This is a genomic window from Nocardia sp. NPDC057272 (assembly GCF_042668615.1).
Classification (GTDB): Bacteria; Actinomycetota; Actinomycetes; order Mycobacteriales; family Mycobacteriaceae; genus Nocardia.
Map to the genome: position 1 here is coordinate 187,709 of NZ_JBHUYK010000010.1, position 23,571 is coordinate 211,279.

A 23,571-nucleotide genomic window follows, 5' to 3' on the forward strand; every position below is an offset into this window, starting at 1 on the left:
GAATGGTTCAGTCGATTGGATCTGTACCGGGCAGACTTCGCACCAGAGTGACCTCTCCGGTCAACCAGAGGGCACTGGCCCTGTACTCGAGGATGCCGGTCACCGTGATCGGGAATTCGTATCGATGTGCATCGATAGCCAGCAGGTAGTCGGCGCGCTTCAGCGGGACGTGCACAAAGTTACTCTCTCCCCCCACCTCTGTCTCCAGTTCGATACTGCCTGCGGCGCTTCGGTTCCCGGCGGGCGTTGTCCGATCGAGTGCTAGTACGTGCCCGACCAAGACCACGTGGCCTCGTGGCATCGCTCGTCCGGGAGCAACATCACTGTGACCTGGCGCTGTGACTTCACGCGCGTCGGTCGAGAAGTCCGCATAGACGTCACGCGCGTCAGGTGAGGAGTCCGCAGGTAACTGCTCAGATTGACGCATGTCAGCCCGCATGTGCTCGACGGTCTGCTTCAGGTCGCCGTCGAATGTCACGTGGGAAATGGCTTCCGGCGGGCGCGCCACGGTGACCGCCCAATCGAATGAGAACGCCAGCGCGCGTACCTGGTTCGGCTCGATCAGGTCATGAATAGAACCCAGGAAGGCGGAGCTGAGCCCTCGTTCGACCGCGGTGTAGCGAGCGGTTTCGTCCCAGTCTTCGGCCAAGCGACTCGTCAGGGATATGCTCCCGGCCAGTCTGGACATCACCCGGCGACCGAGAACGTTCGATTCGGTATCCGAGGTCCCGGCTTCAGCGACGGGCGAGACGATACTGAATACGAAACTGCCTGGTTTGGTGTGGCCGAAGCGAAAGTGTTGTTCGATGAGCCTTCTTTCCGGCGCCGAGGGCCGGCCTCGCCCGCTGCCGCCGCTCGCTACTCTGATCATCTTGACCAGTGCTTTCAACGTCGATTCCGCTTGTCCTAACGGGATCTCGCCGTGCGTGGTCTCTTGATCCAAGCGTACGAGCAACACGTCGGAACGGAGTGCGGTGAACCGTTCGGCCAACAGAGAAGGGTGTAGGTCGTATACCGCCGCGAGTGTACGAATCGAGTCCCGGAAACGCCGAGGAAAATCGATGTAGTCGGTTGCCAACGGCACCATGACTCGACCTGTCGGCCCCGCGTCCCCTGGTAACGACCACACTTCGCTAATGCCTGGCTGCTGGGATTCGAGTTCCCAGTTGCGTGTGGCCAGATACTGCGACACCTCCGCCGGGGTGAACATCGCGGCGAGGTCGTCGAATGCGTCCCCAAGAGAAGCGTCCCTCATGGAGTTCGATCACCAATCGTTCTCATGATCTCAAGCAGCCCCTCGACATCGAACAGATTTGTGCGCGGTAGATGTACTGTCTTGCTGGCCTTCCCGTTGGCGATGTCTCCCAGTTCCGTTGCGAACTGCCAGTACATCCGACTCTCAGAGATCAACCTCTCCTCCGACAAGTCGAGCATCCGATCGGGATCCGCTGGAATCAGCAGCACACCCAATAGGGCGGGCGTGTATCGCTTGCGGTTCACCAGTTTCAGGAAAGGGTCTCGCGCGAGGGTCCAAGACAGATGGTGCGCGCCCAGCCTGGTGTGCTGAGTGGTGCATTTGAGCTGCATCTCGATCTGTGGGCAGTACATCGTCTGGTACTCCACTGATGAAGCGATCGTTATGTCGACTCCGTCGTAGTCCGTGTCATGAGGCTTGATCGAGCAGCCGGCCGCAGCCGCGACCATCCGCACGAACGCCACGCTGAACTGTTCCTGCTGTGCGTTTATCGGCAAGCCACCGCGCCCCCGCACCACAGCACGTCCAGATCCCACCGCCGACCACCCCTTCGAACCCGAGATCGAGACCCGAGCACTCACGCCCCGAACAGTACATTGCAGGGCGCAGCCCTCAGACCCGTTGCCGCTCAACACAACAACACGTGATCGAGGTTCAGTGCTCTAACCAGCTCTTCCGGTTGTAGTACCGGTCCATCTCTTCTTCTTCCTCCTGCGTCGGCTGACGACTTCGGGTCCGAGGCTGTTCGGCGGCACGTGGAGGGGATGGTGGAGCGCTATCGACTCGGGCAGTTGGTGCGGAAGCCCTTGGGGCGACGGGGCGGGCGTAAGGCGATGGCGCCGGTGGCACGACTGGTCGAGATGGTGCAGGGGTGGGCCGTGGCGGGGCTGGGGGAGCGGCCGGTGCGGGGGTGTGAGTCGGTGTGGACGGTACTGACCGGACTTCGGGGACGGGTTGGTTGAGCGCGTCGGCCTTGCGTTCGGTGAGCGCGGCGAGGCGCGGGTCGGCCTCCAGTGCGGCGATGGCGGCCGAGATCGCCTTCTGGGACGCTTCGATGGCCGCTGTGTGAACTCGGATGATCTCGGTAACGAGTGCATCGGGCGCTAGGGCCTTGGCGGCGGCAGACAGTTGGACGTCGCGGATAGTTCCGTCCTGGCCCACCTCAAGTCGGACGAGGTGGCTGTCGGGGCTTGACGCCGATGGCGTGGCCAGCGAATTGTGCAGGTGGTTGACGTTTCCTGCCAGCGGATCGATGTCGCTCACGATGTGTCTCCCCTCGACGTCGCGTTGACCCAGAGTATAAGGTGGCGGCGGAATGATCACGGTTGAGTGACGGCACCTGGGGGGCGCTTTCCAGGGGTTTTGCCGAGGAGGTGGGGACTGCTGTGGGCGCTTACGATGATCTTGACCTAGACCCGGCTGCCGCGCGGGTGCTGGCTGATGGGTTGGGGACCGCGGGCCAGGACAGTCAGGTGATCGGCAAAGGCGGTGCACTGCCGGACGGGGTGCTGGATGCGTTTCCTGGCGGCGAGATCGCTGAGGCGTGCAAGAACGCGGCGCGTGCCGCCGATAAGTCCATGCAGTCCGCAGCCACCGCGTTGGCCGAGTTGGGTGGTTTGACGGTTGCCGCGATAGTCGCCTTCCAACAACGCGATCAAGCTAACGCCGACGGCATAACCAAGGTGGGCGGCGGGATCAAATGACCAAGGCTTTGACCGTTGCGCAGGTGTTGAGCTGGCGACCTGAGTCGCTGACCGCGCTTGCGAACGAGTGGAACCGGCAAGCCACCGAGCTCCGCACCGAGATGGACGAACAGTGGCGAGCGGTCGACAGTTCGCGCGAGTCCTGGAAGGGCGCCGCTGGCGAGGCGATGCGCACCCGATTCGAGACCGTGCGCACCCAGTCGATGGTCGTGCTGACCGCGCTGGACAAGGGTAAGACGACTGCCACGTTCAGCGCTTCGAACTATCAGGTCGCCAAGACGCTGGTAGCGAATGCGAAGACCAATGCCGAGGCGGCGCCCAAAAATTTCGAGGTTAAGCCTGACGGCACCTGCGAGATCACCGAGATCACCAAGCGTGCGGTCTACTCCGCTGTTGGTGGTGACGCAGACCGGTACAGCACTGCTATCGCAGCGCTCACGACGGATGCGGATGCGTGTACTGCGGTGTTGAAGCGGGCATTGGCGAACGCTGCGGATGTGGACACAGTGGCGACTAACGCGATCAAGGCCGCGTTCACCGGTCTGCCCGACGATGCCAAGTTCGAGAACGGCAGCACGCCGAAGGCTACCGTCTCCGTTCCGCAACCGCCGAAAGGTGGCACGGCCGAAGAGAATCGGAAGTACTGGGACTCGCTGACACCCGAGCAGCAGACGGAGGCGGTCAAGACCATGCCCTCGGCGATCGGCAGCCTGGACGGACTGCCAGCCGCTGCGCGCGATACTGCCAACCGGAACTACCTGGCTACCGAAACTGTTCGCCTCGAGCGGGAGTATCAAAGCCTGGTCGCACAGGCAGCCGCGAAACCCGAATCGTTCACAACCGGACAGAAACTCGAAGAAGCGAGAAACAGGCTGGCCGACGTCAAGGCTGTCACGAAGACGCTCGACGGCGGCACGGAACAGCAACCACGCAAGCTCTTGATGCTCGACACCACGAGCGGAGATCAGGTTCGCGCGGCGGTTGCCGTCGGCGATCCGGACACAGCTGACCACATCTCGGTGACTACTCCAGGTCTGACTTCCAATGTGCGTGAATCCCTGGGGTCGATGGTTGGCGAAGCGGGCGCACTTCAGGACCAAGCGCAGTCGCAACTCATCGGAGCGGGTGAACCCGGTTCCAAGGTCTCGACGATCGCTTGGGTGGGATACGACCCGCCGCAGAAGGACTCAACTTATCCGGAAGTTGCGCTCCAGAATCGAGCGCAAGAGGCGGCGGTGCCGTTGTCGAACTTCTATGAGGGCCTGAACGAAGCCAACCAGAACTCCGACCCACACATCACCGCACTTGGTCATTCATATGGATCATTGGCCACGAGCCTTGCCTTGCAAGAAAAGGCTGGTGTTGTCGATGACGTAGTGTTCTACGGCTCACCTGGCCTCGGAGGTGACTGGCAGTTGGCCAACGGTCCCAGCCTTGCCAACGTGACTGGGTTGAACGATGCGGTGGAGTCCGCGCAGGATCTTGGGGTGAAGCCGGGTCACGTGTATGAGATGACCGAAAGAGGCGAGAAGGTGGGCAACCTCAACACCTTTGGGCGAAGCCCGAATCAGATGCCATGGGTAACTCACCTCAGCACCGAAGAGATCAATATCAACGGCACCACATACACGGGCGCCGAAGGCCACTCGGAATACGGCAGGGTTGACGGCGACACGAAGCAATTGCATCGTAGCGGTTACAACTTGGCCGCTGTGGTAGCTGGGCTGCCTCAGAATGCGATTAGTCCGAACGGGGGCGGACGGTGAGCCCGGAACGAAACAGCCGAATGGGTCGACAGGCTCTGTTGGGGGTAGGGGTTGTTCTAGGATCCTGTGCACTCTTCGTCGCGCTGATATCCGGTGTGTGGATCTGGGCGACATGGGGCGAAGACACCTACCGTGCAGATCAAACCAGCCAAGGCGATACGGCTGCCGCGGCCACCGTTCTGCAGCAACGCGCGACAGTCGAGGAGAGGTCTGCACAAGTAATCGTGATTTCGAAGACAATCCAGGATGTGGCCTCCACCGTGGCGCCATCGACGGTATGGACAACCCGCACGGTTTATCACGCATCCTCGCAGTGCGACGCTCCGTTTGATCGGACCTATGGGGTTCTCGGCGGGTTGACGTATTCAACCAGCCAGCCACCTATGCCTGAGAAGGCATGGCCCGAGTTCTACGATCGAGTCCGTGCCGCATTGGAACCGCTTCACCTCGAATCGAACTTTGCAGATCGGACATCCCAATCGGACCGCAACCCGAATGTTCCGGCAATAACTCTGATTGACCCGGATGACGGCACAAAGATTTCGGTATTCAATTCGGAGTCTACGGCGGAAAAGGCTGCAGTGACCACTATTTCGGCGAGCCTCGGGTGTCATCTGCCTGCCATGCAGGTCGGTTCGCCAGTTCGACCGACCTCATGACCAGCCCAGCGATTGGAAATTGAGATGAGCACTGACCCGGCTTACGCCAACCAACTCTTCGCCGCCGCAGAATCGGGAACATTCGTCCTGACCGAAGAAGCTGCGCGCGAATGTGCTGCTCACTTCGCCTGGTACGCAAGCCGGCTCACTGATTTTCAAAACCAAATAATGGATCAGGCGCGACAATCGGGATTCGGGGGATTCGAATCGGCGAAGGAGTTGCAGTCAGGCTTCGAAAACAAGGCGCTACAGGGGTACGAAGCGCTTGTCCGAGCGGAGCAAGTCGCACACCAGATGTCTGCGGCGGTATATCGCGCTGCGGGCCTGCTGGAGGATGTGGATGCCGCAAACGCGGCTGTGCTGCGCGTGTCCACACGACAGGTTGGTGAACAGTGAGAATGTTCGATATCCGGCGATTCGCTCCGGTCTCGATGGTCTTGATCGCAGCATCGTTGAGTGGATGTGCTGGTGAAAATGAGCCCGATGTCGATAAGTCGGCATCGGCATCTGCGCCGGTAACCACGATCACGGCCCCGCCGCGACCAACTCTGACAGCGGCAAACTTGCAGCCACCATCGCAAGATAATAGCTACACTCGTTCAAGCAACCGACCAAAGGTTGTGGTCGATCCGTGCACCTGGGTCGACGATGCGGCAGTTCAAAAGACAGGATTCGATTCTCAATCGCGACGTCGCGGAAAAGACATGATTGCGGAATATTCCTTCCTTGCTTGCAACTTCAAGAAGGGAACTGACGCAACGCTGGTGTTGGAGTCCAGCAACGTCTCCCTGGATGAGGTCCGCACCAAGTACGTCGGTGACATCGAGGACTTGATCGTCAACGGTCGCCCCGCCGTCAAGTCCACAAAGGGCGACCCAGACGGCTGCTCGATCGATATCCAAACTGCGGTTGGATACTTCGGTATAACCGTGCGGGTAAACACCTCCGGGCGCACACGGGGTATAGGACCGTGTGACGGAATCCTTGACGTTGCTGCCGAATTGGAGCCATCCATAGGTACGGGGAACTGACGTGACGGGCGAAGGACTGACAACCGACGGCATTGTCGCGGGCCTGACAGGCCAGACCCCGGAGGTTCTCGCGGCGAACCAAGGCGCAGCGACCACAAGGCAACGGGCTGGGGAACTCGCACAATCAGCAGCGAACGCCGCACATGATCCCGAGTACATCCGCAACATGGAGGACTTCAAGAACCGTCCGCATCAAGAGATCTACGACCACGCCCAGCAGATGCAGCCCGGCGTGATACACGCTTCGGCAGAGACGTGGAAGCTGATCGGGTCCGGGATGCAGTTCGCAACGATAGCCCTGAGCAGCAAGGTCCGTAAGTCCGCGGCGAGTGGGTGGGAGGGCGCGTCGGCCGATGCGATGTTGACGGCCCTCGACCGCTACGTCGGGGAGATGACGGGGATGCAGGAGATCGCGAACGGTGTCGGGTGGCGGCTAGAGTCGGCCGCTCTCGCGGCGCAGGCGGTGAAGGCATCGGTGCCCGTGCCGCCGTCCGGCACCAGCTCGTCCTCGCCGACTATTCCCGGCTTGGAGAATCCCGCGGTCCTCGTCGGATCGGAGCAGGCCGCCAGTGACAGTCACCAAGAAGCTGTTTGGGCGATGACGAATCACTATGTTCCGAACTACCAACCAGCGGGGCAGGGCGTACCGACCTTCGGCGCGCCCACCGAACCCGGCGACAGCGCGAATGTGCCAGGAACCCTGGGGAATTCGGGATCTTCTTCGGGTTCACCGCAAAGCGCCGGAGACCAGTCGCCTGTGGGTGCACCCGAACAAGCGGATCAGGCTGATGAACCGAGCGGTGAGAACGCGGGGGTCAATGCCGGCGAAGGCTCTTCATACGGTGACGCAAACGGTGGCGGTACCGATGGGACGGAGGAGTCCGCGTCGAGCACCGACGAAGGCAGCACGACCGCGGCAGGTGCTGACACCGGCGCGGTGGCTGGCACGCCCAGTGCGGGTTTGCCGAACAGTGCTGGGGGAGTGCCAGGTTCGGGAAATCCTGGCTCGTCGGGCGGCTCCGGAGCTCCAGGCAGCCAGTCGGGGTCCGGAGTACCAGGTGGTCAATCGGGAGCCAGCGTGCCGATTGCAGGCCGCGCCGTTGCGGGCAGCCCAGCGGTACCCGGTGCAGTTGGTGTCGGCGGCGGGTCTGCCGGTGGTGCGGGCGCGCGCGCAACTCCGGGCATGGGCGGGATGCCGGGGGGTGCAGGCGCCGGTCGACGGCAGGGCGATCAGGACGGTGAGCACAAGGGTGTCCCGGAGTGGATGATTAACCAGCGCAACACTGATGAGTTGTTGGGTCCGCGGGAGCCAGCAACGCCAGCGGTATTCGGCATCGATGAGGGTCCGACCCGGGAAGGCGAATGGGAAACCGTACGTCGCGACGAGATGGAGGAGTCGTCTGGTCCAGCAGCATTCGCTACCGACCGACCCGCGCGAGATGACTGGAGTGCCACACCAAGAGAACGGGGCGAGCAGCCTCGATGAAGTGGCGTTTTACGGCAGATGAGTTCATCTATGTGGCACAGGAATTCGGGGCTGACAGGTACCCGGCGCCGCTGCGCGTGTTGAGCTCGACCCAGTATCAGTCAGAGTGGGAGGCGCTGGAGGCATCGTTCCGGACGCGGATACCAGTGCGTGGTGATGCGGACCTATTCCCAGTGCTGCGCACGATCTTCGAACCGGACACCAAAGTTGAGGTGATCGGTCTCCGTCGTTCCCCGATCCGAGCTTACGGTGCGATCGTGTCCGACATCGGGGTCGCGGTTGTGCAGCATCCCGGCGCGACTGCCGAGCGGGGAGGTGATGTGTCGATTCACGTCGGTTCGGTCAACATCGTTGCTCGGATGGTGGCCTCGTTTGGCGGGTAGTTGTGGGGCCGGCACTGCTGGTCGAATGGTGGAAAGCTTGGTGCGCCTGCACGGTCGGGATCCGAATGACTCTTGGACCTCGGGCCGGAGTCGGGAATCGATCCGTATGCGCGAGTTGTTGGCCGCGGTCCGAACCAGCAGTGGGCATGTCAAGATCAGCTACGGTTGTCAGGCTTCGCGGCCATCGCCGCCGAGGTTCGTGAGCTGGTTCGATGTCCGTGACGACGGCAGGTATCTCTACTCCCGCCGCGGCGATGACATCTACATCGATCCGTGTGGTGATCAGCAGTTCGCCGACGGCCTTCGTCAGCTGGTCGGATCTGATTGGCGTGTGTAGTTCGATGCCATAACTGTTCTGGCATTTGACCGTGCGAGGGGTCGCCGGGGCGATATCGACAGAATTGCTCAATCGCCATCGAGGCGGACCGCGTAGAGCGGCGGCTGAAATCTGTCAGGCCGCTCACGCGAAAGTAGTTCGCGCAGTGACTCGGACGCGGGTAAGTCGGTCGCTTCAGCGAGTTCGAGTACCCTGCGGACGGTCAGAGCATCGATGCCACGATCGGCCGCATCTATTGCGTATCGGTCGATTTCGGCAAGCACTTCTGGGCCGGGCGTCCGCGCGGCGAATCGGTTCGTCAGACGGTTGCGTTCGATGTCTATGTCGCTGTAGCCGCGGTGGTTTCGTAGCAACTCCTCGACCTCCACCAGTGTGGTTGAGGACATGACGAGTGCTGCCAGCGAGTTTTCCGCGAGAGTTTCGGCGCTGACCTGATAGACGTGTGTGACGGCGTCTACGAGTTGAACGACGCTGTTCCGTTGGGTTTCTACTGTGCCGCGCCAGCCGTGGACGGCTGCGGTGAGCAGTCCGTTCGCTTCTGACGGGTGCCAGGACCAGATGGGTTCGAACCCAATGACGTCCGTGGGTGTCAGGACCGCCACGTCCTGTGCGCCGAGGTGTGTGAGTCGGGCGCTGACTTCGCTGATGGAAAGCTCACCGTCAAGTCCGACTCCGGCGACCAGGACCTGGGATGGGAGACCAGACATCACCCCTGCGGCCAGGGCAACCGAGTCTGCCAACGGACTCCGTAGGCCCCGCTCGTGGCCGAGCGCCACGATATCGCCGCCGACGTCGACGACGATCAGGTCCGTGGCATCGAGTGCGTCGGCAGCGTTCCTGATTTGGAGGGCGAGTCCTGTCGTGCCTGCGCTGATGTCCATGAGCAGAATCGGCAGGTCGATATGTTGAGTGAGTCGGGGGAGCGTGGACTGCCCACCCGTGAGTAGACCTGCGGTGTGAGTGACTTCGTAGACTCCGCCGTGATCGACCAGTCCGTCGAAGTCTGCGGAGCTTCGAGGGCCCGGTGTCGGATCGATGATTAGCCGGTCCCAGGAGTAGCTCATGATCGCCGCGATGTGCAGGTGCGGCATCTTCTGGGCGAGCACGGCCGCGGTGACCGCGTCGCCGCCTCCGCCTGCGGCGATCGCGATTGTCGTCATTGTTGCGTGGTCGACCTATCTGTAACCCGTACACTGGCTAGTGGCATATGGTACTCAACGAAGGATGCGGGTTGCCGGAAATCGAAGAGGTCTTGCCTAAGTACCTGCAGATTGCTGGGTACCTGCGCGATCAGATCGTACGTGGCGACCTCCCGCCCGGGACCGAGGTTCCTTCCGAGCGCGAGTTGGCTGCGACGTGGCGGGTGGCTCGCCCGACCGCGACGAAAGCGTTGCAGGCATTGCGGCAGCAGGGTTTTGTTGAGGCGCGTCGGGGTGCTGGCACATTCGTTCGAGATGTGAATCCTGCGGCTCCGCGGGCGCGGGAGCGGTATGAGCGGGCTGCGGCGATGGGGACGATGTACTCCGATGCCGAGAGCGTCGCGTTCCCGTTCGTCGGCGTAGTTGAGTCATCCGCCTACGTTGCCACCCAATTGGGTGTCGGCGAGGGTGAGCTCGTTGTGAAGCGTCAACGCGTGATCAGCAACGAAGCTACCGGCCCGACTGAGCTCTCGACGAGTTGGTTCCCGGCAGCCACGGCTGAGGTTGCGCCGAAACTGCTGGTGGCCGAGCGGCTTCGAGGGGGCACCGTCCCCCATCTCGTGGAGGTGCTCGGCCTGCGCGGCGCCTTCGCTCGCGACCAGGTGTCTGCGCGTTTGGCGGACGACGAAGAGCGGCTGGCGCTCAGCCTGCCGAATCCGTCTGCTGTGCTGGTCTATTGGCTCGTCGTCTTCGACTCCGACGGCACTCCGGTGGAGTTCGACGAGGCCGTCTATCCGCAAGACCGTTGGGCGTTCCGTCAGGACTACCCGATCACCGTCTAACTCTCGGTCGATCTACAGGAAATGTTCCTTGTTCTACAGGAAATGTTCCTTGTTCTACAGGAAATGTTCCTTGTTCGCGCAACTGGACTATGCCACTAGGTAATTTAGTGGCATAGTCCAGTTGTGCAATCTTTCCGTACGTCGGTGGGAGAGAAGAGGAGTCAGGTGGCAACGCGCATGCCTGACGCGAACCGGCTGTCGGACGGGTGGCTCGACGAAACGTCCAGTAGACGACACCAGGGGTGATGGGCATGCAGCTCGCATCACGTCGAGGGCCGCAACTGCGGGTCCCGGCGATCGAAACAACAGTGGACCGCTGCTTGCGCTACCGGCAGGATCTAGGGCTCCCGGCGGTGATCGCGCCCGGAACCGATCGGATCATCGTGCACTGTCTCGACGGTCGAATCGGGGCGGTCATCGCCCCGGCGACGATGTGCAGGTCCGCAACCGCACAGCTGGGCGACGGTCTGGTCATCGCTCATCCTCGTTCGTCGAGAACGACTTTCCTGACGAAGCCCGGCTGTCACTGCGACATCGAACCTCTCAGTCGAACGCTGCTGCTCAACAACATTGCCGTCGATACGACCTGGGCGGTCTTGCCCTCGCCGAGCGACGAGCAGTCCGGCTACCGGCGATGGGAATCGCCACCCCGCAGCGGGGCCCTGCCCCCGATGTTGACAGTGCTCGGGGCGATCCTCGGAGCCAAACGATGAACGCACCCGTATTCGCCTATTACCGACGCCCATTGGTGCGGAACAGGATTCGGGTTGTCGAAACCTGGATCGCCGAGATCGCGTCGCGGTATGGGTGCGATGACCTCGCCGGTCGGACCTTCGTCGAGTTCGAGTCACCGATTCGCCTGCTGTGGTCGCTGGGCGAGTTCCTGGACCAGCGGATCGACGCGAATATTGCCGAACAGGTGCGTGACCTGGCGCGAGAGCACGGCTACGAGTACGACCGAATGCATACCTACCCGACCCCCGCGCCCGCGCTGTGGCAACTGATCGGAGCGCTCGAAGCAGCCGGTGGTGGAATCGTGTTGGTCCCGTCACTGCATCACCTCGCCGACCTTGAGATACCGGAAACTGTGATCCTGCAACATTTTTCGGCGAACCTGAATGCGCGAGTGGTCTGGATTGATCCTGCGGTTGGGACTGCGCGGCAGACGTGCATAGGGAGTCGGCCTGGTCCCGGTGGTTCACCGACTGGAGTGCTCAGTGAATTCCGGGTCAGCCCGTTCTGTGCTGCCGTGAAGATGGCGCGCTTCTACTGCGAGGAGTGCTTGACCCGATCTGGGCTCGCCGTTCTGGCAGACACGATCGACGAGCTGATGCTGGCGATCGTCGGCCCGGCCGAGCGACGGTGGAGCGGCAATCTCGACATGCTCGGTGAGCAGTTGGTGGTGCGGTTGATCCGACCAGCGGAGTCGCGCGTGTTGGTTGTCGAAGTGGCCGAGACTCGTGAGCACGGAGACGCGCCCTTGGACTCCACGCTACGGCGAATCTGTGCCGCAGGAGTCGGAGTGCGCCGCGAAATCCCTTCGGGTGGCGGGACCTTGACGCGGTACGAGGTGCCGATTCCGGGCTCGGTGAGGCGCTGATGTGGGAGCTGGCCCTGCCTGTTGCGCCCTGCATGGCTGTACTCGTTTGGTGCGTCAGGGGTCCGCGTTGGATGTCCGTATTCACCCGCCCGCATGGACTGGACACAAGCCAGGTGCGGGCGGGTATCGACGATAGCGAGATTGGTCGCAGGTGAAGACTGCCCGTCAGCGCGGGATGGCGAACACGAAACCCTCACGGGACCGACGCTTCCATTGCACATCAGACGGACGCCGACTTGATTGCGATCGCCGGGTATCCGGCCATCGCTCGTCTGGCTTACGCAGATGCTGCGTCATAGGCCGCGATGACTTCGGCGGAGATCCTGCCGCGGCTGGACACGGTGTGGCCGTTTTCGCCTGCCCACGCCCGGATGGCGGCGAGATCGTCGCGACGAACCGACGTGCCCGTGGTCGGCGTCACGGACGATCGACGGCTAGAGGTCTTGGCGCGACCGACCCGGCGAGCGTAGGGCAGCCACTGGTCGAAGGAATCGCGCAGCTTGGCCGCGTTGGTATCGGACAGGTCGATTTCGTAAGCAGCGCCGTCGATTTCGAAGTTGACGGTATCTTCGGCGACCGAGGTGCCGTCGAAATCGTCGATAAGGGTGACAACAACCTTGCGCGCCATGATCATGGGTCCTATTCGTTTGTGCTCGGGAATGCCTGTTAGCAATCGTAATTGCTCTTCGGCCCCGATGTGAAATGGTCGACTTCTCATCGTTCCCGTTGCGGGGTGGCTCAAACCCACGTGGCTCGCCTTTTCTGTGTGGTTTCCGAATCGAGGCGACCGGCGTGGATCGGCTGGCGCAGATGTCGGGGGAGGTCGCCGTTCCGGCAGGCGGTTGACCACCACCTTTCTTGGATCGAAACTATCGATGCTCGTCTGGAATACCCTCGCCGTGAGCAGCGAGCAGGCGGGCCGTCGTGACACTCGCGGACCATGCCGTCGATATTGACAGGACCGGACACGGTCGTCAGGGAATCACCCAGTTTCGTTCGCATGGAAGGCGTGGCAGCAACAGCGCGGCGGTATCGGCGCACATCGTGGCGATGGCATTGGTGTGAGAGGCGTTGAAAGCGGCCACAAACCGGCTCGCGGCGCTCACGCAGGCCTCGTAGAACAGATCCAAGCAGTCGCCCCCGACATCTGACCAGTGGATCTGGACGATGACATCCGGCTCCGTCAATTGTGGTGTGAAATGCTCGAACATGGTGTGGCCAATGGAAGTAGTTATTGGGCATTTTCGTGGATGGAGGTGGTCGCCGCCGCCGAGGCGGTATCCTCAGCGTCCGCGCGTCGTTCTTCGCACCGCCCCTTATGGCACGAACATGGTGACAGCTTCGACTACGCAGGCAGGCTTGCTGCTGCCCGCACGTTCGACGGTGACCCGTGTGACCACCTGGTATCCGGAATCTGCCTGAGATACGGAGACCAACTCGATGCCTGCCCGTACTGCCGAACCGACCGGCACCGGAGACGGGAACCGAATCTTGTTGGCACCGTAGTTGACACCCATCTGCATGCCCTCGACGGTGTAGACCTGCCAGGTCAGCATCGGAACAAGCGACAGGGTCAAGTAGCCGTGTGCGATCGTGCCGCCGAACGGACCGGCCTTCGCGCGGTCAGCGTCCACGTGAATCCACTGGTGGTCGCCGGTCGCGTCAGCAAAACTGTCGATCTGCTCCTGGGTGATGGTATGCCAATCGGAATACCCCAGATGGGTACCTTCGGCCTGCTGCAGCCCATTGAGGCCATCGAGAAACCTCATCCCCGTGGGCCTCCTGCCACGTACAGCACCTGTCCCGAGACGAATCCCGCGCCTTCGCTCGTGAGGAACGAAACGGCGTGCGCGATATCGTCGGGCGTGCCGGTACGGCCTACTGGGATCTCCGCGGCGGCAGCGCGTTTGAACTCATCGAACGACATCCCAATGCGTGCCGCGGTCGCTGCGGTCATCTCGGTCTCGATGAAACCCGGTGCGATCGCGTTTGCGGTGACACCGAACTTGCCCAGCTCCAGCGCAAGCGTCTTGGTGAAACCCTGCAGGCCTGCCTTCGCTGCGGAGTAGTTCGCTTGTCCTCGATTGCCAAGCGCAGAAGTGCTGGACAAGTTCACGATCCGACCCCAGCGTGCTGTGGTCATGTAGGCCTGTACCGCACGTGTCATGAGGAATGAGCCGCGCAGATGCACGCTCAGCACGACGTCCCATTCGTCAGTGGTCATCTTGTACAGCAGGTTGTCTCGGAGGACACCGGCGTTGTTCACCAAGATGGTCGGCTGGCCCAGTTCGTCGGCAACCCTCTCGACAGCCGATTGGACGCCGGGCTCATCGGAAACGTCGACGCCGACAGCGATTGCCGTGCCTCCGGCTCGCTCGATCGTTTCGACGATGGGTTTGCAGGCTGCCTCATCGAGATCGACGATGGCAACCGCGTGGCCGTCGCCGGCCAGCCTGACGGCTACTGCCGCCCCGATGCCGCGCGCCGCGCCCGTGACAATGGCGGTGCGAGTTGTTGTCAACAGTTCACTCCTGTTCGGATTAGGGGAGAAGGAAGGTCGGCAGAGGTCGAATGCCAAGGGTCAGCCAGGCAGATGACCTCGAATCAGCAGGTAAGCGATCGCTTTCACGAGCTGTTGAATCGGATCTACCACATCGATATTCATCGTCTACTCCCACTTAGGCCGGGTCGAATTTCGAGACCAGCCACGCGTTGCCGTGGCGTTCCACCTCCATGCGGACCGTCGTACTCGTAGTGATCGGCTCTGCGGAGTCGGCTGTTGTCGTGGACTGGTTCAGGAAGACCATGACGTCGGCGCGGTCTTCGGTGAACTCGGTGATCGCCTTCCCCACCACAGTCGCCGAGGTGTCGATCTTTTTCTCCTTCGCCGCGGGGATAACGACGTCGCGTGTGAAGGTGCCGTAGTACCCGGCGAACGCTCCGGTGAGCAGGTCGTTGGCGTGTTCGAGGTCGGAGTCGACGGTGTCCGATCCGTAGCTGAGAATCGCCACCGCGGCATGGGTGGCTGCGTCGACGGCAGACTGCTGCTGCGTCGATCCCGTAGCCACGTCACGCGGAGTAACCACGAACGCCAGATAGGCCCAGCCGGATACCGCGACGAGGGCAGCGCTCGCACACAGCACGAGTAACGCTCGCGACCGTGTTCGAAGAGGTTTCAGCACAGGTATTTTCATGCCACGAACTCCACTTTCGACATCTTGTAGCGGTTGTGATCGTCGGTCATCGTCACGCGGAGACGCCAGCTTCTGGTCTCGTTCTCGGCGCCGGCGGCGTTGGTGACCGACGAGGTCGCGTACACCAGCACGGTCGCTGATTCGTCGTCCCTGGATTCGATGCCCTGAGCGACTACGTCACCGGTAGTGACCACTTTCGCTTGCTGCACAACCGACACGAATGCTGCCGACCGTGCCTCGAAGTCCGTTTTGAATGCGCCGGTGGATTGGTCGAGGACCTTCTTGACATCGTCTGGCGCCGAGGCGTCACGGATCGAGATCATCGCGAGTATTCCCGACCTAGCGGCATCGAGAATCTCGGCGTTCTCGATACGCTCCCGCTCTATGGCGCGGTGGTCTCGCAGCGACGTCGCCGCGAGGCCGGTGAATACCGCCGCGACGATCGCGAATCCGATGGTCGCGGCAATCAGCCGGTCGGTGCGGCGCAAGGCATGCAGCAAGGCGGTCAAACGGTCAGCCATCTCATTTCTCTCCCGTCTCGAGTGGGGTGTTCTCGCCGAGCGGGACGTAGCCGGCGGGGTCTTTGCATTGCTCGACTGTCGGTGCACGCCGCCCTGGGTTCTCGGTGCAGGGCAGATTCCGTGCGCCGCGAGCGACCGTTGGATCATCTTGCGGGACAGCGCAGAACGCGGGTGTTTGCAGCGGAATAGGGGCGGAGTCCACAGGTGAACGCCGTTGATCGGGCGGAAGGAAACCCGTGGTGCATGGTGGCGGCACGTTGAGGTTGAGGTTGAAGTCGAGGTTGCCCATCGACGGCTCCGAACCGGCTGCCACACTCTGGATCGCTGCTGCGACCGCCGGGTAGATAACGAGGATCTGTTCGACACTGAGGTTGTAGATCCGCAGGACATCGGCGATGGAATGGAGGTTGGCGAGGGCCCTGGGAAGCGTCGGCGCGATCTCGGTGAACAGGGCAGCGCCCGCCTCTCCCGCCGGGCCACCGTTGTCGATCAGGCTGCGTAACGAGCCATCTCGGTCGGCAACCGTTCGGGTGATGGAACCGAGGTAGCCAGACCACGCGCGAATAGACTCTGAGCTCGCTACTTGGGTGTCGAGCAGTGGTCCCGCTCCGTCGATCAGCGCCCGCGTCGGGCCGATGTTCGCCAATCCTTCATCGATGAATGCGCCTGTCCCATCGATGATCTGCTGCAGATCGTTGCCCCTGTTGCGGAACGCCGTTCCGCTCTCGTCGATGAGAGCACGCAGATCATCACGCGGAACATCGGCCAGCGCGAGATCCAGTGTGTCGATCAGTTCCGCTGTGGGGGTGGGCAATCGGCCGCCGACGATCGTGTCGCCGTCCTGTAGATAGGGGCCGGGGTCGGTTTGCGGCAGCAGTTCGATGTACTGCTCGCCGATGGCCGATCGGCTGTGCACTTCGGCGACGATGTCGTGCTTGGGGATGTCGACAGCACCGTCGAGGAACATCGTGACGACGACGGAACCGTCGTCGACACGGAGGTTGTCGACGACGCCGACCTGGATGCCACGGTAGGTGACGTTCGATTTCTCGTATAGTCCGCCGCCCGAAGGGAGCACGAGTTCTACTGTGTGGCGGCCGATTCCGAGCATGGCTGGGACACGAAGGTATTTCATTCCGATCCAGGCGACGGCTACGACAGTGATCACAGCGAAGGCGATCAACTGGTATCTGACGAGTCGCGAGAGCAGCATCAATTACCGCCTTGTTCGGTGGGACGGGTTTGCCCCAGGTTCAGCGGCGTGATGAGCGGATTGCCCTGGATCGGCGGGAGGGGCGGAAGCTGGCCGATGATGCCGCCGAGCGAGGCGAGCTGCCCCATCGCGGGTGTCCCGGTCAGCAACGCCCGGTCGAGCCGGGCGGTCGTCAAATCCAGATTCAAGAACAGATTCGCGAAGTCGCCTTGCACGGCGTTGCGATAGGAGTTCATCGGGAACGGCAGGGTCGCGAGCAATGAGAGCGAGGACGTCAAGGACGGTCCGGAGTCTGCCAGCGCACGTAATGCCGGTTCCAGTGCCCGGAGGTCGGCATCGAGGTCCGCGCGGCTCGCGGTGATGAGCGCGTCGGCCGAACGCGCGAATCGGCCGATGGCATCGACTGCGCCGATGAGATCCTCACGCTGCGCGTCCAGCGTGGTCAACGCGGGATCCAGCGTCAGCAGTGCCTGATCGAGGGTTTCGCGATCGCTGGCGACGATGGTCGAGAAGCGGTCGAGTCCGTCGAGCGCCGCCACGATATCGTCGCGCTGCTGGTTGAGCCGACCGGTGAAATCGCGCAGATTGTCGAGCAGGCTGCGCACGGTGTCCTCGCGACCGGACAAGGCTTCGCCTACTTCACGGTTGATCTCGGCGAGTTTGCCGACCCCGCCACCGGTGAGCAGGAACGACAGCGTCGACAGTGTTTGCTCGGTCGTGGGATACGCGTCGGCGTTATCGATCGAGATGCGGTCACCGTCATGCAACAGCGCTGCGACTGGACTCGATTTGGGCGGCAGCAGTTCCAGGTGCGCCGAGCCGAGCAGACTCGTGGCACCGATCTTGGCTGTTGTGCCATTGGACAATTCGACATCGGGCTCGAGGGAAACCGTCACGAGAGCGTGTGTGTTTTCGACTCTGATCGATCGGACGGTCCCCACCGTCACATCACTCACGCGTACCCGCGCGTTTTCGGTGAGGGTGGCAACGTCAGGCATCTCGATATCGATCGACCACGAACCATCCCCGGTGCCGACAGAGCCAGGTAGAGGAAACTGGTTGATCCCGGTCCACCCGCACCCTGCGAGAACCGAAGCCGTACAAAGGACGCACACCAGGCGGGCAACTGCGCTCATCGTGGTCCTCCTGGCAGCGGAAGTGTGGGCAGCATGAGGCCGGGCAAACCGGGAAGCGACGGTGGCAGTGCGGGAACCTGGACAGGCGCGGGGGAGGGGCCCGGCGAATGCGGAGCCTGTTCGAGAGCCGGATCGCTGTATTCGATCTGGTCGGGAAGCGCGCCGACCGAGTCCCCGACAACGGCGCCGATCGGGGCATAGTTGAACGCGAGCGACTTCAGCAATGGTCCGAGGTAGTGGATGCACAGCTTCGTCGATTCCTCGGCGCCTTGCTCACCGGCGGCAGCGATGGCCGAGCAGATGAACTGGACCGGGTTGGCGAAGTTCGTCATCGCCAACGCTCCTGTCAGGGAGTTCTGAGCGGGTTGATAAATGTTCTCGAGGTTCGCGAGCACGGTCGGCGACGCGTGCAGGACCTGTTCGAGGTCGCGTCGCCGGTCCACGAGTACTTGCGTGGCGCCGCCCAGTTTGTCGACGGTGTCGCTGATTCCCGCTCTGTTCTCCCCCACGAAGGCCCGTAGGTCGGCGACCGCGAGGTCGAGGTCGGCGAGGGCATCTCCCAACGACGTCTCGCTTGTCGCGACGAGCTCTGATACTGACGCAAGCCGATCTCCGAATGCGACGATTTGCGCGTGACTCTGTGAGAGCGCGTCCACCAGCACGGACAGATTCCTTACGGCGGCGAAGAGATCAGTCCGTCCGTCGGACAATGTTGTGGTTGCCTGGGCGAGGTTCGCCAGGGTCGAATTGAACGTGGCACCGTTTCCGCGCATGGTGCCCGCGGCGTCGGTGACGAATTCACCGAGACTTCCCGGCTCACCGGGCTGTGGACCCAATCGCTTCGCGAGGCGGGTGAGCTGTTCTTTGATCTTGTCCCACTCGACCGGCACGGCTGTTCGTTCTTCGGGAATCGAACCGCCGTCGGGCAGCTCGGGTCCACCGGCGTAGGCCGGTGTGAGCTGCACGAATCGGGCGGTTACAAGTGTCGGCGATACGACGACGGCTTGCGCGTCAGCTGGCAGCTTCCACCGCTTGTCCAGGATAAAATGCACTGCGACACGGGTACCTTCAGGTTCGATGCTGTCCACGACACCCACCGTCACGCCGAGTATGCGTACGTCATCACCCGGGTACAGTCCGACGGCCGCGGGAAAGTACGCGACGATCGCCTTGTCAGTGATCCGCGGTACGATCACATAGCTCACAACCGCCAGCGCGACGAGAATTCCCGTGATGGCACTGCTCACCAACATCTTTCGCTTCTGCTTCATCGAGGCCCCTCCGGTTGCGGCACACGACCGTCGCCCAGAGCGGCATCGACGAACGGCTGAATGAATTGGCCGGGTATCAGATTTCCGACATAGGCGCTGAAAAACGGTCCACTGCCGACAGATTCGCCGAGTGTCCCCATATATTTGACGAGACCGGGCAGTGCGGCGTCGATGGAACTCTTGTTCCGCTCGAGCAGGTCGAGCACGCTGTTCAACCGCGTGAGTGTCGGTGCGAGTTGTTCGCGGTTCTCGGCGATGAGGCCACTGATCTGCTGTGCGACCGCCGACAGAGAGTTCGACAGCTTCCCGATCGCAGTGCGCCGCGCATCGAGCTCGGCGAGGATGCGGTTGCCGTCGACGACGAGGGTGTTGATCTGTCGGCTGCGCTCCGCCAGCACGCCGGTCACTTTCGACCCGTCGGCGAACAAGTGTCGCAGTGCCTGATCCCGAGAGCCCAGGCTTTCCGACAGACGCGCGACGCCGTCGAGTGCGGCCTCGAGTTCTGGCGAGGATTGCTCGAGCACACCCGATGTCGTGTGCAGAGCGTCCGATAGTTGCTCGGTGTCGATCCCGGCGACGTTGTCGGCGAGCTTACCGAGTTCGGTGGGCAGGTCGTAGGGTGACCGGGTTCGCTCGAGCGGGATCGCTGAGGCGTAGTCGAATCGCCGATCGTCAGAGCTGGGGGTGAGCACAACAGCTTTGCTGCCGAGCGCAGTCCGAGTCCTTGCCTGCGCGCTGGGGGTGGCGCCGAGTGCGAGATCGTGACGGACACTCATCGTCACTTCGACATCGGTGCCGCGCAGCGTGATGTCGCGCACGGTGCCCACGTTCACGCCGGAGAATTCGACGCGATCGCCTGTTTTCAGGCCGCCGGCATCGGCGAATATTGCCCGGATCTCGCTGTCGGAGTTGAGCACAGGTAGTCGGTCGTAGTTCGAGACAGTCGCGACAGTCGCCAGAATCAGTATTCCGCCGACGACGCCTGTCCGCGCTGCGTTTCGGTTCTCGTATCGCCTCATTGCGGTGTCACACACCTGCCTTGTTTCTGTTGCACGAGTTTCGTGACGATCGGTGCGCCAGCAGGACCGTCGATCTTCAACGTCACCGCGCAGAGATAGAAATTGAAAAAGCTGCCATAGGCGCCGAGCCGAGTCAGCCGCTGGTAAGCCTCCGGCAAGGCGGTCAGTACGGCCTCGATCTGTGCGCTGCCGTCATCGAGAAGTGTTGCCGCGCGGTTCGCCTGGGCAATGTCATCTCGGATGGGCTGGCGGTCGGCAATGAGTAGATCGGCCAGTGTCGTGGAAGCCGACTCGACGTGCACGAGCGCATCCGCGATCGGGGTGCCCCGTTCGGCCAGGGCCGACACCAGTTGCTGCATATGGTCGATCACCCGGGACAGCGCGCCGCTGTCGTTCCCGACGGTGCCGAGTACCGCACCCAGGTTGGTGATAACGGATCCGATCAGCGCGTCACGATCGGCGAGGGTGCTGGTGAGAATCGCGATCTCCTGCAGAATGCCGGTGATCGTCCCGCCTTGTCCCTGCAGGACACGGATCAACTCACCGGTCAAGCGATCGATCTGTTCGGGTTCCAGCGAACGCGTCAGTGGTGCCAGCCCACCGAGCAGGGAATCGATATCGAGGGCAGGGTTTGTCTGGGCGAACGGAAAGGTGCCACCCTCCTGCATCGGCTCGTCGAGGTGGTCGCCGTTGACGAGCTCGAGATAGCGGTCTCCGAGCAGGTTCGAGTAGCGCACGGTCAGGCGCGCATCACGGGTGACCCGGATATCGCGAGCGATGTCGAACACGACGTTCACGTCCCTCCCGCGCAAGTCGACGGCACCCACTCGTCCTACGTCGACACCGGCTACCCGGACGACATCGCCCTCGGCGAGCCCGGACACGTCGGCGAACTCGGCGCGATAGTCGATCCTGCTGTCGAGACGAATTCGCCCGAGCACCAACACGAGAAGCCCGAGAACCATGACCATGACGAGCGTGAAGCTGCCGAATTTCACAGCGTTCTTCATCGCGTACCCCCGGGGATGCCGTAGAGCATGAAGTCCAGGACGTTGAGCTGCGCCGGCCGATCCGTGGGGAGGTACGGATTCACTCCCGTGTCGGTCGCGAGGTATTTCGCCGGTCCGTTCGCGATGTCGAGAACGGGCAGTTCGCCACACCGCGGACCGCCGCTGGCAGCGACCTTCGGTAGGTCCTGGGGGTAGCGGTACGGCATTTCGCCGGCTAGCAGCGTGGCACTGATGTTGACTCCCGGAACCGCGCCACCGACGAAGGACTCGATGTCGGCGCGTGCTTTGTCCAGCCCCTGGAAGAAGCAGGGCAGCCCCGGCGAGTACTCGTCGAGCAGTTCGGTAGTCGGTCGGATCGACCGCAACAGCGCTTCGGTGGCTTGTCCGTTCGCCTCGAGCAACTCGCCGCCGGCCCGTCCCACTCCGATGGCTGCCAAGAAGAATCTGTCGAGCCCAGCTGCGTTGTCCACCACAGTGTCTCCCGTTGTCGACAACGACCGCAGAGTCTCTAGAATGTCCGGTGCCGCGTCTGTGTAGACGGTGGCTACATCGGCCGTTGCCGCCAGATCGCGCTGCAGATTGTCCAAGCTCGGACGCAACTGGGTGAGATAGGCGTCAGCCTGATCGATGGTGTGACCGAATTGCTTGCCTCGGCCGCGCAGGGCGTCGGAGATCGCCGTGAGCGTCGCGTTGAGGTTTTCCGGCGCGACGGCCTTCAATACTGTGGTCAGCCGTTCGAACAGGGTGTTGATCTCAGGGGTGACACCTCGGTTGTCGATCGTCGTACCACTCGTAATCGCTTGTGATGCTGGTCTTTTCGGCAAATCCAGTGAAACGTACTTTGCACCGAAGACAGTCGTGCTTTCGATCGAGGCACCGACGTTGACCGGAATCGAATGCGCGTGCTCGGGGAGGAGATCGAGCTCGATCGATACGTATCCCGCTTCTTCTCTGATCTTTCCGACACGGCCTACCTGTACATCGAGGAGCTTCACCCTGGCTCCCGTTTCGAGGTTCAACCCGGATCGTTGCGCAAGCAGCTCGACCTTCACGCTGTCGATGAACTCACCGCGGAATTGGGCTACGACGAGCGCGGCGACGACAATGACGCAGCCGGTGAAGAGGATTCCTGCCGTGGTGACGTGGGGGTCGCGCGGCCCCGTCCGCAGTCGCCTGATCATCCGGCGAAGTTGAACTTGCCGGACGTGCCGTACACGGCCAGCGACACCGCCAGCGTCACGAACACCACTGCAGCGAGTGACGAACGAACCGCTCGGCCGACGGCCTCGCCCACGCCCGCGGGCCCACCGCTGGCGGTGTAGCCGAAATAGGTGTGAATGAGCATCACGACGAGCCCCATCAAAATCGCCTGCAAGAAGGACCACAGCAGGTCCGTGGGTACGAGGAACGTGTAGAAGTAGTGGTCGTATACCCCGCCCGATTGGCCGTATACGACGACCGTCGCCGTTCGGCTCGCCAGAAACGACGCGATGAGCGCCACTCCGTACACCGGGACGATCGCCACCATGCCGGCGAGAATCCGCGAGGACGCCAGGTACGGAACCGATCGCACGCCGATCACCTCCAGCGCGTCGATCTCCTCCGAAATGCGCATTGCGCCGATCTGCGCTGTAGCGCCGGCACCGATAGTCGCCGCGAGGCCGACACCGGCGATCACCGGTGCCGCGACGCGCACATTCACATACGCCGCGATGAAGCCGGTCAAGGCCTCGACACCGATGTCGCCCAGTATTGTATAGCCCTGCAGCGCAACGACAGCCCCGGCTGACATCGTCAAGAATCCGACGATGACGATGGTGCCGCCGATCACAGCCAAGGCGCCGGAACCGAGTGCGACTTCGGCGATCAACCGTAGTGTTTCCCGGCGATAGTGGACCAGCGCGAGTGGGATTTCGACTATCGCTTTCCGATAGAAGACCGCTTGCGTGCCGATCTCGTCGACTGCCCGTTTCAGCCACTTCGCGCGGAGAAACACGAAGCGAGCC

At 62.3% G+C, this 23,571-nt stretch carries 26 protein-coding genes; 10 read left to right on the plus strand and 16 right to left on the minus strand.

The window, feature by feature from the left end; genetic code table 11:
* Positions 1 to 7 precede the first annotated feature (7 nt).
* Together ACFULV_RS16700 and ACFULV_RS16705 are read right to left on the minus strand one after the other, a co-directional pair.
* The gene (locus ACFULV_RS16700) at positions 8 to 1,255 is read right to left on the minus strand and encodes a hypothetical protein (RefSeq protein ID WP_378657451.1); all 1,248 of its coding nucleotides are present in this window, start codon (positions 1,253 to 1,255) and stop codon (positions 8 to 10) included.
* Positions 1,252 to 1,836: a DUF4365 domain-containing protein gene (locus ACFULV_RS16705; protein ID WP_378657453.1), complete on the minus strand. Its 585-nt coding sequence runs from the start codon at positions 1,834 to 1,836 to the stop codon at positions 1,252 to 1,254. Before ACFULV_RS16705 ends, ACFULV_RS16700 begins: the two co-directional genes overlap by 4 nt.
* Before the next feature lie 744 nt (positions 1,837 to 2,580).
* Between ACFULV_RS16705 and ACFULV_RS16710 the strand changes: the two genes are divergently transcribed.
* The 8 genes from ACFULV_RS16710 to ACFULV_RS16745 all read left to right on the plus strand — a co-directional run bounded on the left by ACFULV_RS16710 (position 2,581) and on the right by ACFULV_RS16745 (position 8,620).
* The gene (locus ACFULV_RS16710; protein WP_378657455.1) at positions 2,581 to 2,958 is read left to right on the plus strand and encodes a hypothetical protein; all 378 of its coding nucleotides are present in this window, start codon (positions 2,581 to 2,583) and stop codon (positions 2,956 to 2,958) included.
* On the plus strand, positions 2,955 to 4,724 hold the full coding sequence (locus tag ACFULV_RS16715; RefSeq protein WP_378657457.1) for an alpha/beta hydrolase: 1,770 nt from the start codon (positions 2,955 to 2,957) through the stop codon (positions 4,722 to 4,724). The genes ACFULV_RS16710 and ACFULV_RS16715 overlap by 4 nt, the downstream gene beginning before the upstream one ends.
* Positions 4,721 to 5,383, plus strand: a complete 663-nt coding sequence (locus ACFULV_RS16720) for an LppA family lipoprotein (protein ID WP_378657459.1) — start codon at positions 4,721 to 4,723, stop codon at positions 5,381 to 5,383. Before ACFULV_RS16715 ends, ACFULV_RS16720 begins: the two co-directional genes overlap by 4 nt.
* A 24-nt stretch (positions 5,384 to 5,407) precedes the next feature.
* Positions 5,408 to 5,779, plus strand: coding sequence for a hypothetical protein (locus tag ACFULV_RS16725; protein WP_378657460.1), 372 nt, complete (start codon positions 5,408 to 5,410; stop codon positions 5,777 to 5,779).
* A gap of 2 nt (positions 5,780 to 5,781) precedes the next feature.
* Positions 5,782 to 6,414 (plus strand): DUF3558 domain-containing protein, encoded by a 633-nt coding sequence (locus tag ACFULV_RS16730; RefSeq protein ID WP_378657543.1) that lies wholly within the window; start codon positions 5,782 to 5,784, stop codon positions 6,412 to 6,414.
* A gap of 1 nt (position 6,415) precedes the next feature.
* The gene (locus ACFULV_RS16735) at positions 6,416 to 7,900 is read left to right on the plus strand and encodes a hypothetical protein (RefSeq protein ID WP_378657461.1); all 1,485 of its coding nucleotides are present in this window, start codon (positions 6,416 to 6,418) and stop codon (positions 7,898 to 7,900) included.
* On the plus strand, positions 7,897 to 8,283 hold the full coding sequence (locus tag ACFULV_RS16740) for an ESX secretion-associated protein EspG (protein WP_378657463.1): 387 nt from the start codon (positions 7,897 to 7,899) through the stop codon (positions 8,281 to 8,283). Before ACFULV_RS16735 ends, ACFULV_RS16740 begins: the two co-directional genes overlap by 4 nt.
* A 199-nt stretch (positions 8,284 to 8,482) precedes the next feature.
* Complete coding sequence (locus tag ACFULV_RS16745) at positions 8,483 to 8,620, plus strand: hypothetical protein (RefSeq protein WP_378657465.1); 138 nt, start codon at positions 8,483 to 8,485, stop codon at positions 8,618 to 8,620.
* A gap of 68 nt (positions 8,621 to 8,688) precedes the next feature.
* Here the strand turns inward: ACFULV_RS16745 and ACFULV_RS16750 are convergent, their stop codons facing one another.
* Entirely contained in the window at positions 8,689 to 9,780 is a 1,092-nt protein-coding gene (locus tag ACFULV_RS16750; RefSeq protein ID WP_378657468.1) for a DUF1152 domain-containing protein, read from the minus strand.
* Between the two features lie 71 nt (positions 9,781 to 9,851).
* On the opposite strand from ACFULV_RS16750, the gene ACFULV_RS16755 reads away from it, so the two are divergent.
* A complete protein-coding gene (locus ACFULV_RS16755) occupies positions 9,852 to 10,601 on the plus strand; it encodes a GntR family transcriptional regulator (protein ID WP_378657470.1) in 750 nt (249 codons plus the stop codon).
* 709 nt (positions 10,602 to 11,310) lie between these two features.
* Positions 11,311 to 12,201, plus strand: coding sequence for a hypothetical protein (locus ACFULV_RS16760; RefSeq protein ID WP_378657473.1), 891 nt, complete (start codon positions 11,311 to 11,313; stop codon positions 12,199 to 12,201).
* 277 nt (positions 12,202 to 12,478) lie between these two features.
* Here ACFULV_RS16760 and ACFULV_RS16765 read toward each other — a convergent pair whose 3' ends face one another.
* The 13 genes from ACFULV_RS16765 to ACFULV_RS16825 form a co-directional block, all read right to left on the minus strand.
* The gene (locus ACFULV_RS16765; protein WP_378657475.1) at positions 12,479 to 12,829 is read right to left on the minus strand and encodes an Lsr2 family protein; all 351 of its coding nucleotides are present in this window, start codon (positions 12,827 to 12,829) and stop codon (positions 12,479 to 12,481) included.
* A gap of 346 nt (positions 12,830 to 13,175) precedes the next feature.
* Positions 13,176 to 13,412, minus strand: coding sequence for a hypothetical protein (locus ACFULV_RS16770; RefSeq protein ID WP_378657478.1), 237 nt, complete (start codon positions 13,410 to 13,412; stop codon positions 13,176 to 13,178).
* A 105-nt stretch (positions 13,413 to 13,517) separates the two neighbouring features.
* Complete coding sequence (locus ACFULV_RS16775) at positions 13,518 to 13,970, minus strand: MaoC family dehydratase (RefSeq protein WP_378657481.1); 453 nt, start codon at positions 13,968 to 13,970, stop codon at positions 13,518 to 13,520.
* Entirely contained in the window at positions 13,967 to 14,725 is a 759-nt protein-coding gene (gene fabG, locus ACFULV_RS16780; RefSeq protein WP_378657545.1) for a 3-oxoacyl-ACP reductase FabG, read from the minus strand. The genes ACFULV_RS16775 and fabG overlap by 4 nt, the downstream gene beginning before the upstream one ends.
* Positions 14,726 to 14,879: 154 nt before the next feature.
* Positions 14,880 to 15,344 (minus strand): hypothetical protein, encoded by a 465-nt coding sequence (locus ACFULV_RS16785; protein WP_378657484.1) that lies wholly within the window; start codon positions 15,342 to 15,344, stop codon positions 14,880 to 14,882.
* Between the two features lie 47 nt (positions 15,345 to 15,391).
* Complete coding sequence (locus tag ACFULV_RS16790) at positions 15,392 to 15,916, minus strand: hypothetical protein (protein WP_378657485.1); 525 nt, start codon at positions 15,914 to 15,916, stop codon at positions 15,392 to 15,394.
* Position 15,917: 1 nt separating this feature from the next.
* Entirely contained in the window at positions 15,918 to 17,129 is a 1,212-nt protein-coding gene (locus ACFULV_RS16795; protein ID WP_378657486.1) for an MCE family protein, read from the minus strand.
* Entirely contained in the window at positions 17,129 to 18,265 is a 1,137-nt protein-coding gene (locus ACFULV_RS16800) for an MCE family protein (RefSeq protein WP_378657488.1), read from the minus strand. The genes ACFULV_RS16795 and ACFULV_RS16800 overlap by 1 nt, the downstream gene beginning before the upstream one ends.
* Complete coding sequence (locus ACFULV_RS16805) at positions 18,262 to 19,536, minus strand: MCE family protein (protein WP_378657490.1); 1,275 nt, start codon at positions 19,534 to 19,536, stop codon at positions 18,262 to 18,264. The genes ACFULV_RS16800 and ACFULV_RS16805 overlap by 4 nt, the downstream gene beginning before the upstream one ends.
* Entirely contained in the window at positions 19,533 to 20,555 is a 1,023-nt protein-coding gene (locus ACFULV_RS16810; protein WP_378657492.1) for an MCE family protein, read from the minus strand. The genes ACFULV_RS16805 and ACFULV_RS16810 overlap by 4 nt, the downstream gene beginning before the upstream one ends.
* On the minus strand, positions 20,552 to 21,565 hold the full coding sequence (locus ACFULV_RS16815) for an MCE family protein (RefSeq protein ID WP_378657495.1): 1,014 nt from the start codon (positions 21,563 to 21,565) through the stop codon (positions 20,552 to 20,554). Before ACFULV_RS16815 ends, ACFULV_RS16810 begins: the two co-directional genes overlap by 4 nt.
* The gene (locus ACFULV_RS16820) at positions 21,562 to 22,746 is read right to left on the minus strand and encodes an MCE family protein (protein WP_378657498.1); all 1,185 of its coding nucleotides are present in this window, start codon (positions 22,744 to 22,746) and stop codon (positions 21,562 to 21,564) included. Before ACFULV_RS16820 ends, ACFULV_RS16815 begins: the two co-directional genes overlap by 4 nt.
* Positions 22,743 to 23,561 (minus strand): ABC transporter permease, encoded by an 819-nt coding sequence (locus tag ACFULV_RS16825; RefSeq protein WP_378657500.1) that lies wholly within the window; start codon positions 23,559 to 23,561, stop codon positions 22,743 to 22,745. Before ACFULV_RS16825 ends, ACFULV_RS16820 begins: the two co-directional genes overlap by 4 nt.
* Between the last annotated feature and the right edge of the window lie 10 nt (positions 23,562 to 23,571).

Coding starts and splice junctions, on each gene's coding strand:
- ACFULV_RS16700 (WP_378657451.1), bottom strand. CDS start 1,255: ATGAGGGACGCTTCTCTTGGGGACGCATTCGACGACCTCGCCGCGATG.
- ACFULV_RS16715 (WP_378657457.1), top strand. CDS start 2,955: ATGACCAAGGCTTTGACCGTTGCGCAGGTGTTGAGCTGGCGACCTGAG.
- ACFULV_RS16725 (WP_378657460.1), top strand. CDS start 5,408: ATGAGCACTGACCCGGCTTACGCCAACCAACTCTTCGCCGCCGCAGAA.
- ACFULV_RS16730 (WP_378657543.1), top strand. CDS start 5,782: ATGTTCGATATCCGGCGATTCGCTCCGGTCTCGATGGTCTTGATCGCA.
- ACFULV_RS16740 (WP_378657463.1), top strand. CDS start 7,897: ATGAAGTGGCGTTTTACGGCAGATGAGTTCATCTATGTGGCACAGGAA.
- ACFULV_RS16750 (WP_378657468.1), bottom strand. CDS start 9,780: ATGACGACAATCGCGATCGCCGCAGGCGGAGGCGGCGACGCGGTCACC.
- ACFULV_RS16760 (WP_378657473.1), top strand. CDS start 11,311: ATGAACGCACCCGTATTCGCCTATTACCGACGCCCATTGGTGCGGAAC.
- ACFULV_RS16765 (WP_378657475.1), bottom strand. CDS start 12,829: ATGGCGCGCAAGGTTGTTGTCACCCTTATCGACGATTTCGACGGCACC.
- ACFULV_RS16770 (WP_378657478.1), bottom strand. CDS start 13,412: ATGTTCGAGCATTTCACACCACAATTGACGGAGCCGGATGTCATCGTC.
- ACFULV_RS16775 (WP_378657481.1), bottom strand. CDS start 13,970: ATGAGGTTTCTCGATGGCCTCAATGGGCTGCAGCAGGCCGAAGGTACC.
- ACFULV_RS16790 (WP_378657485.1), bottom strand. CDS start 15,916: ATGGCTGACCGTTTGACCGCCTTGCTGCATGCCTTGCGCCGCACCGAC.
- ACFULV_RS16795 (WP_378657486.1), bottom strand. CDS start 17,129: ATGCTGCTCTCGCGACTCGTCAGATACCAGTTGATCGCCTTCGCTGTG.
- ACFULV_RS16800 (WP_378657488.1), bottom strand. CDS start 18,265: ATGAGCGCAGTTGCCCGCCTGGTGTGCGTCCTTTGTACGGCTTCGGTT.
- ACFULV_RS16805 (WP_378657490.1), bottom strand. CDS start 19,536: ATGAAGCAGAAGCGAAAGATGTTGGTGAGCAGTGCCATCACGGGAATT.
- ACFULV_RS16810 (WP_378657492.1), bottom strand. CDS start 20,555: ATGAGGCGATACGAGAACCGAAACGCAGCGCGGACAGGCGTCGTCGGC.
- ACFULV_RS16815 (WP_378657495.1), bottom strand. CDS start 21,565: ATGAAGAACGCTGTGAAATTCGGCAGCTTCACGCTCGTCATGGTCATG.
- ACFULV_RS16820 (WP_378657498.1), bottom strand. CDS start 22,746: ATGATCAGGCGACTGCGGACGGGGCCGCGCGACCCCCACGTCACCACG.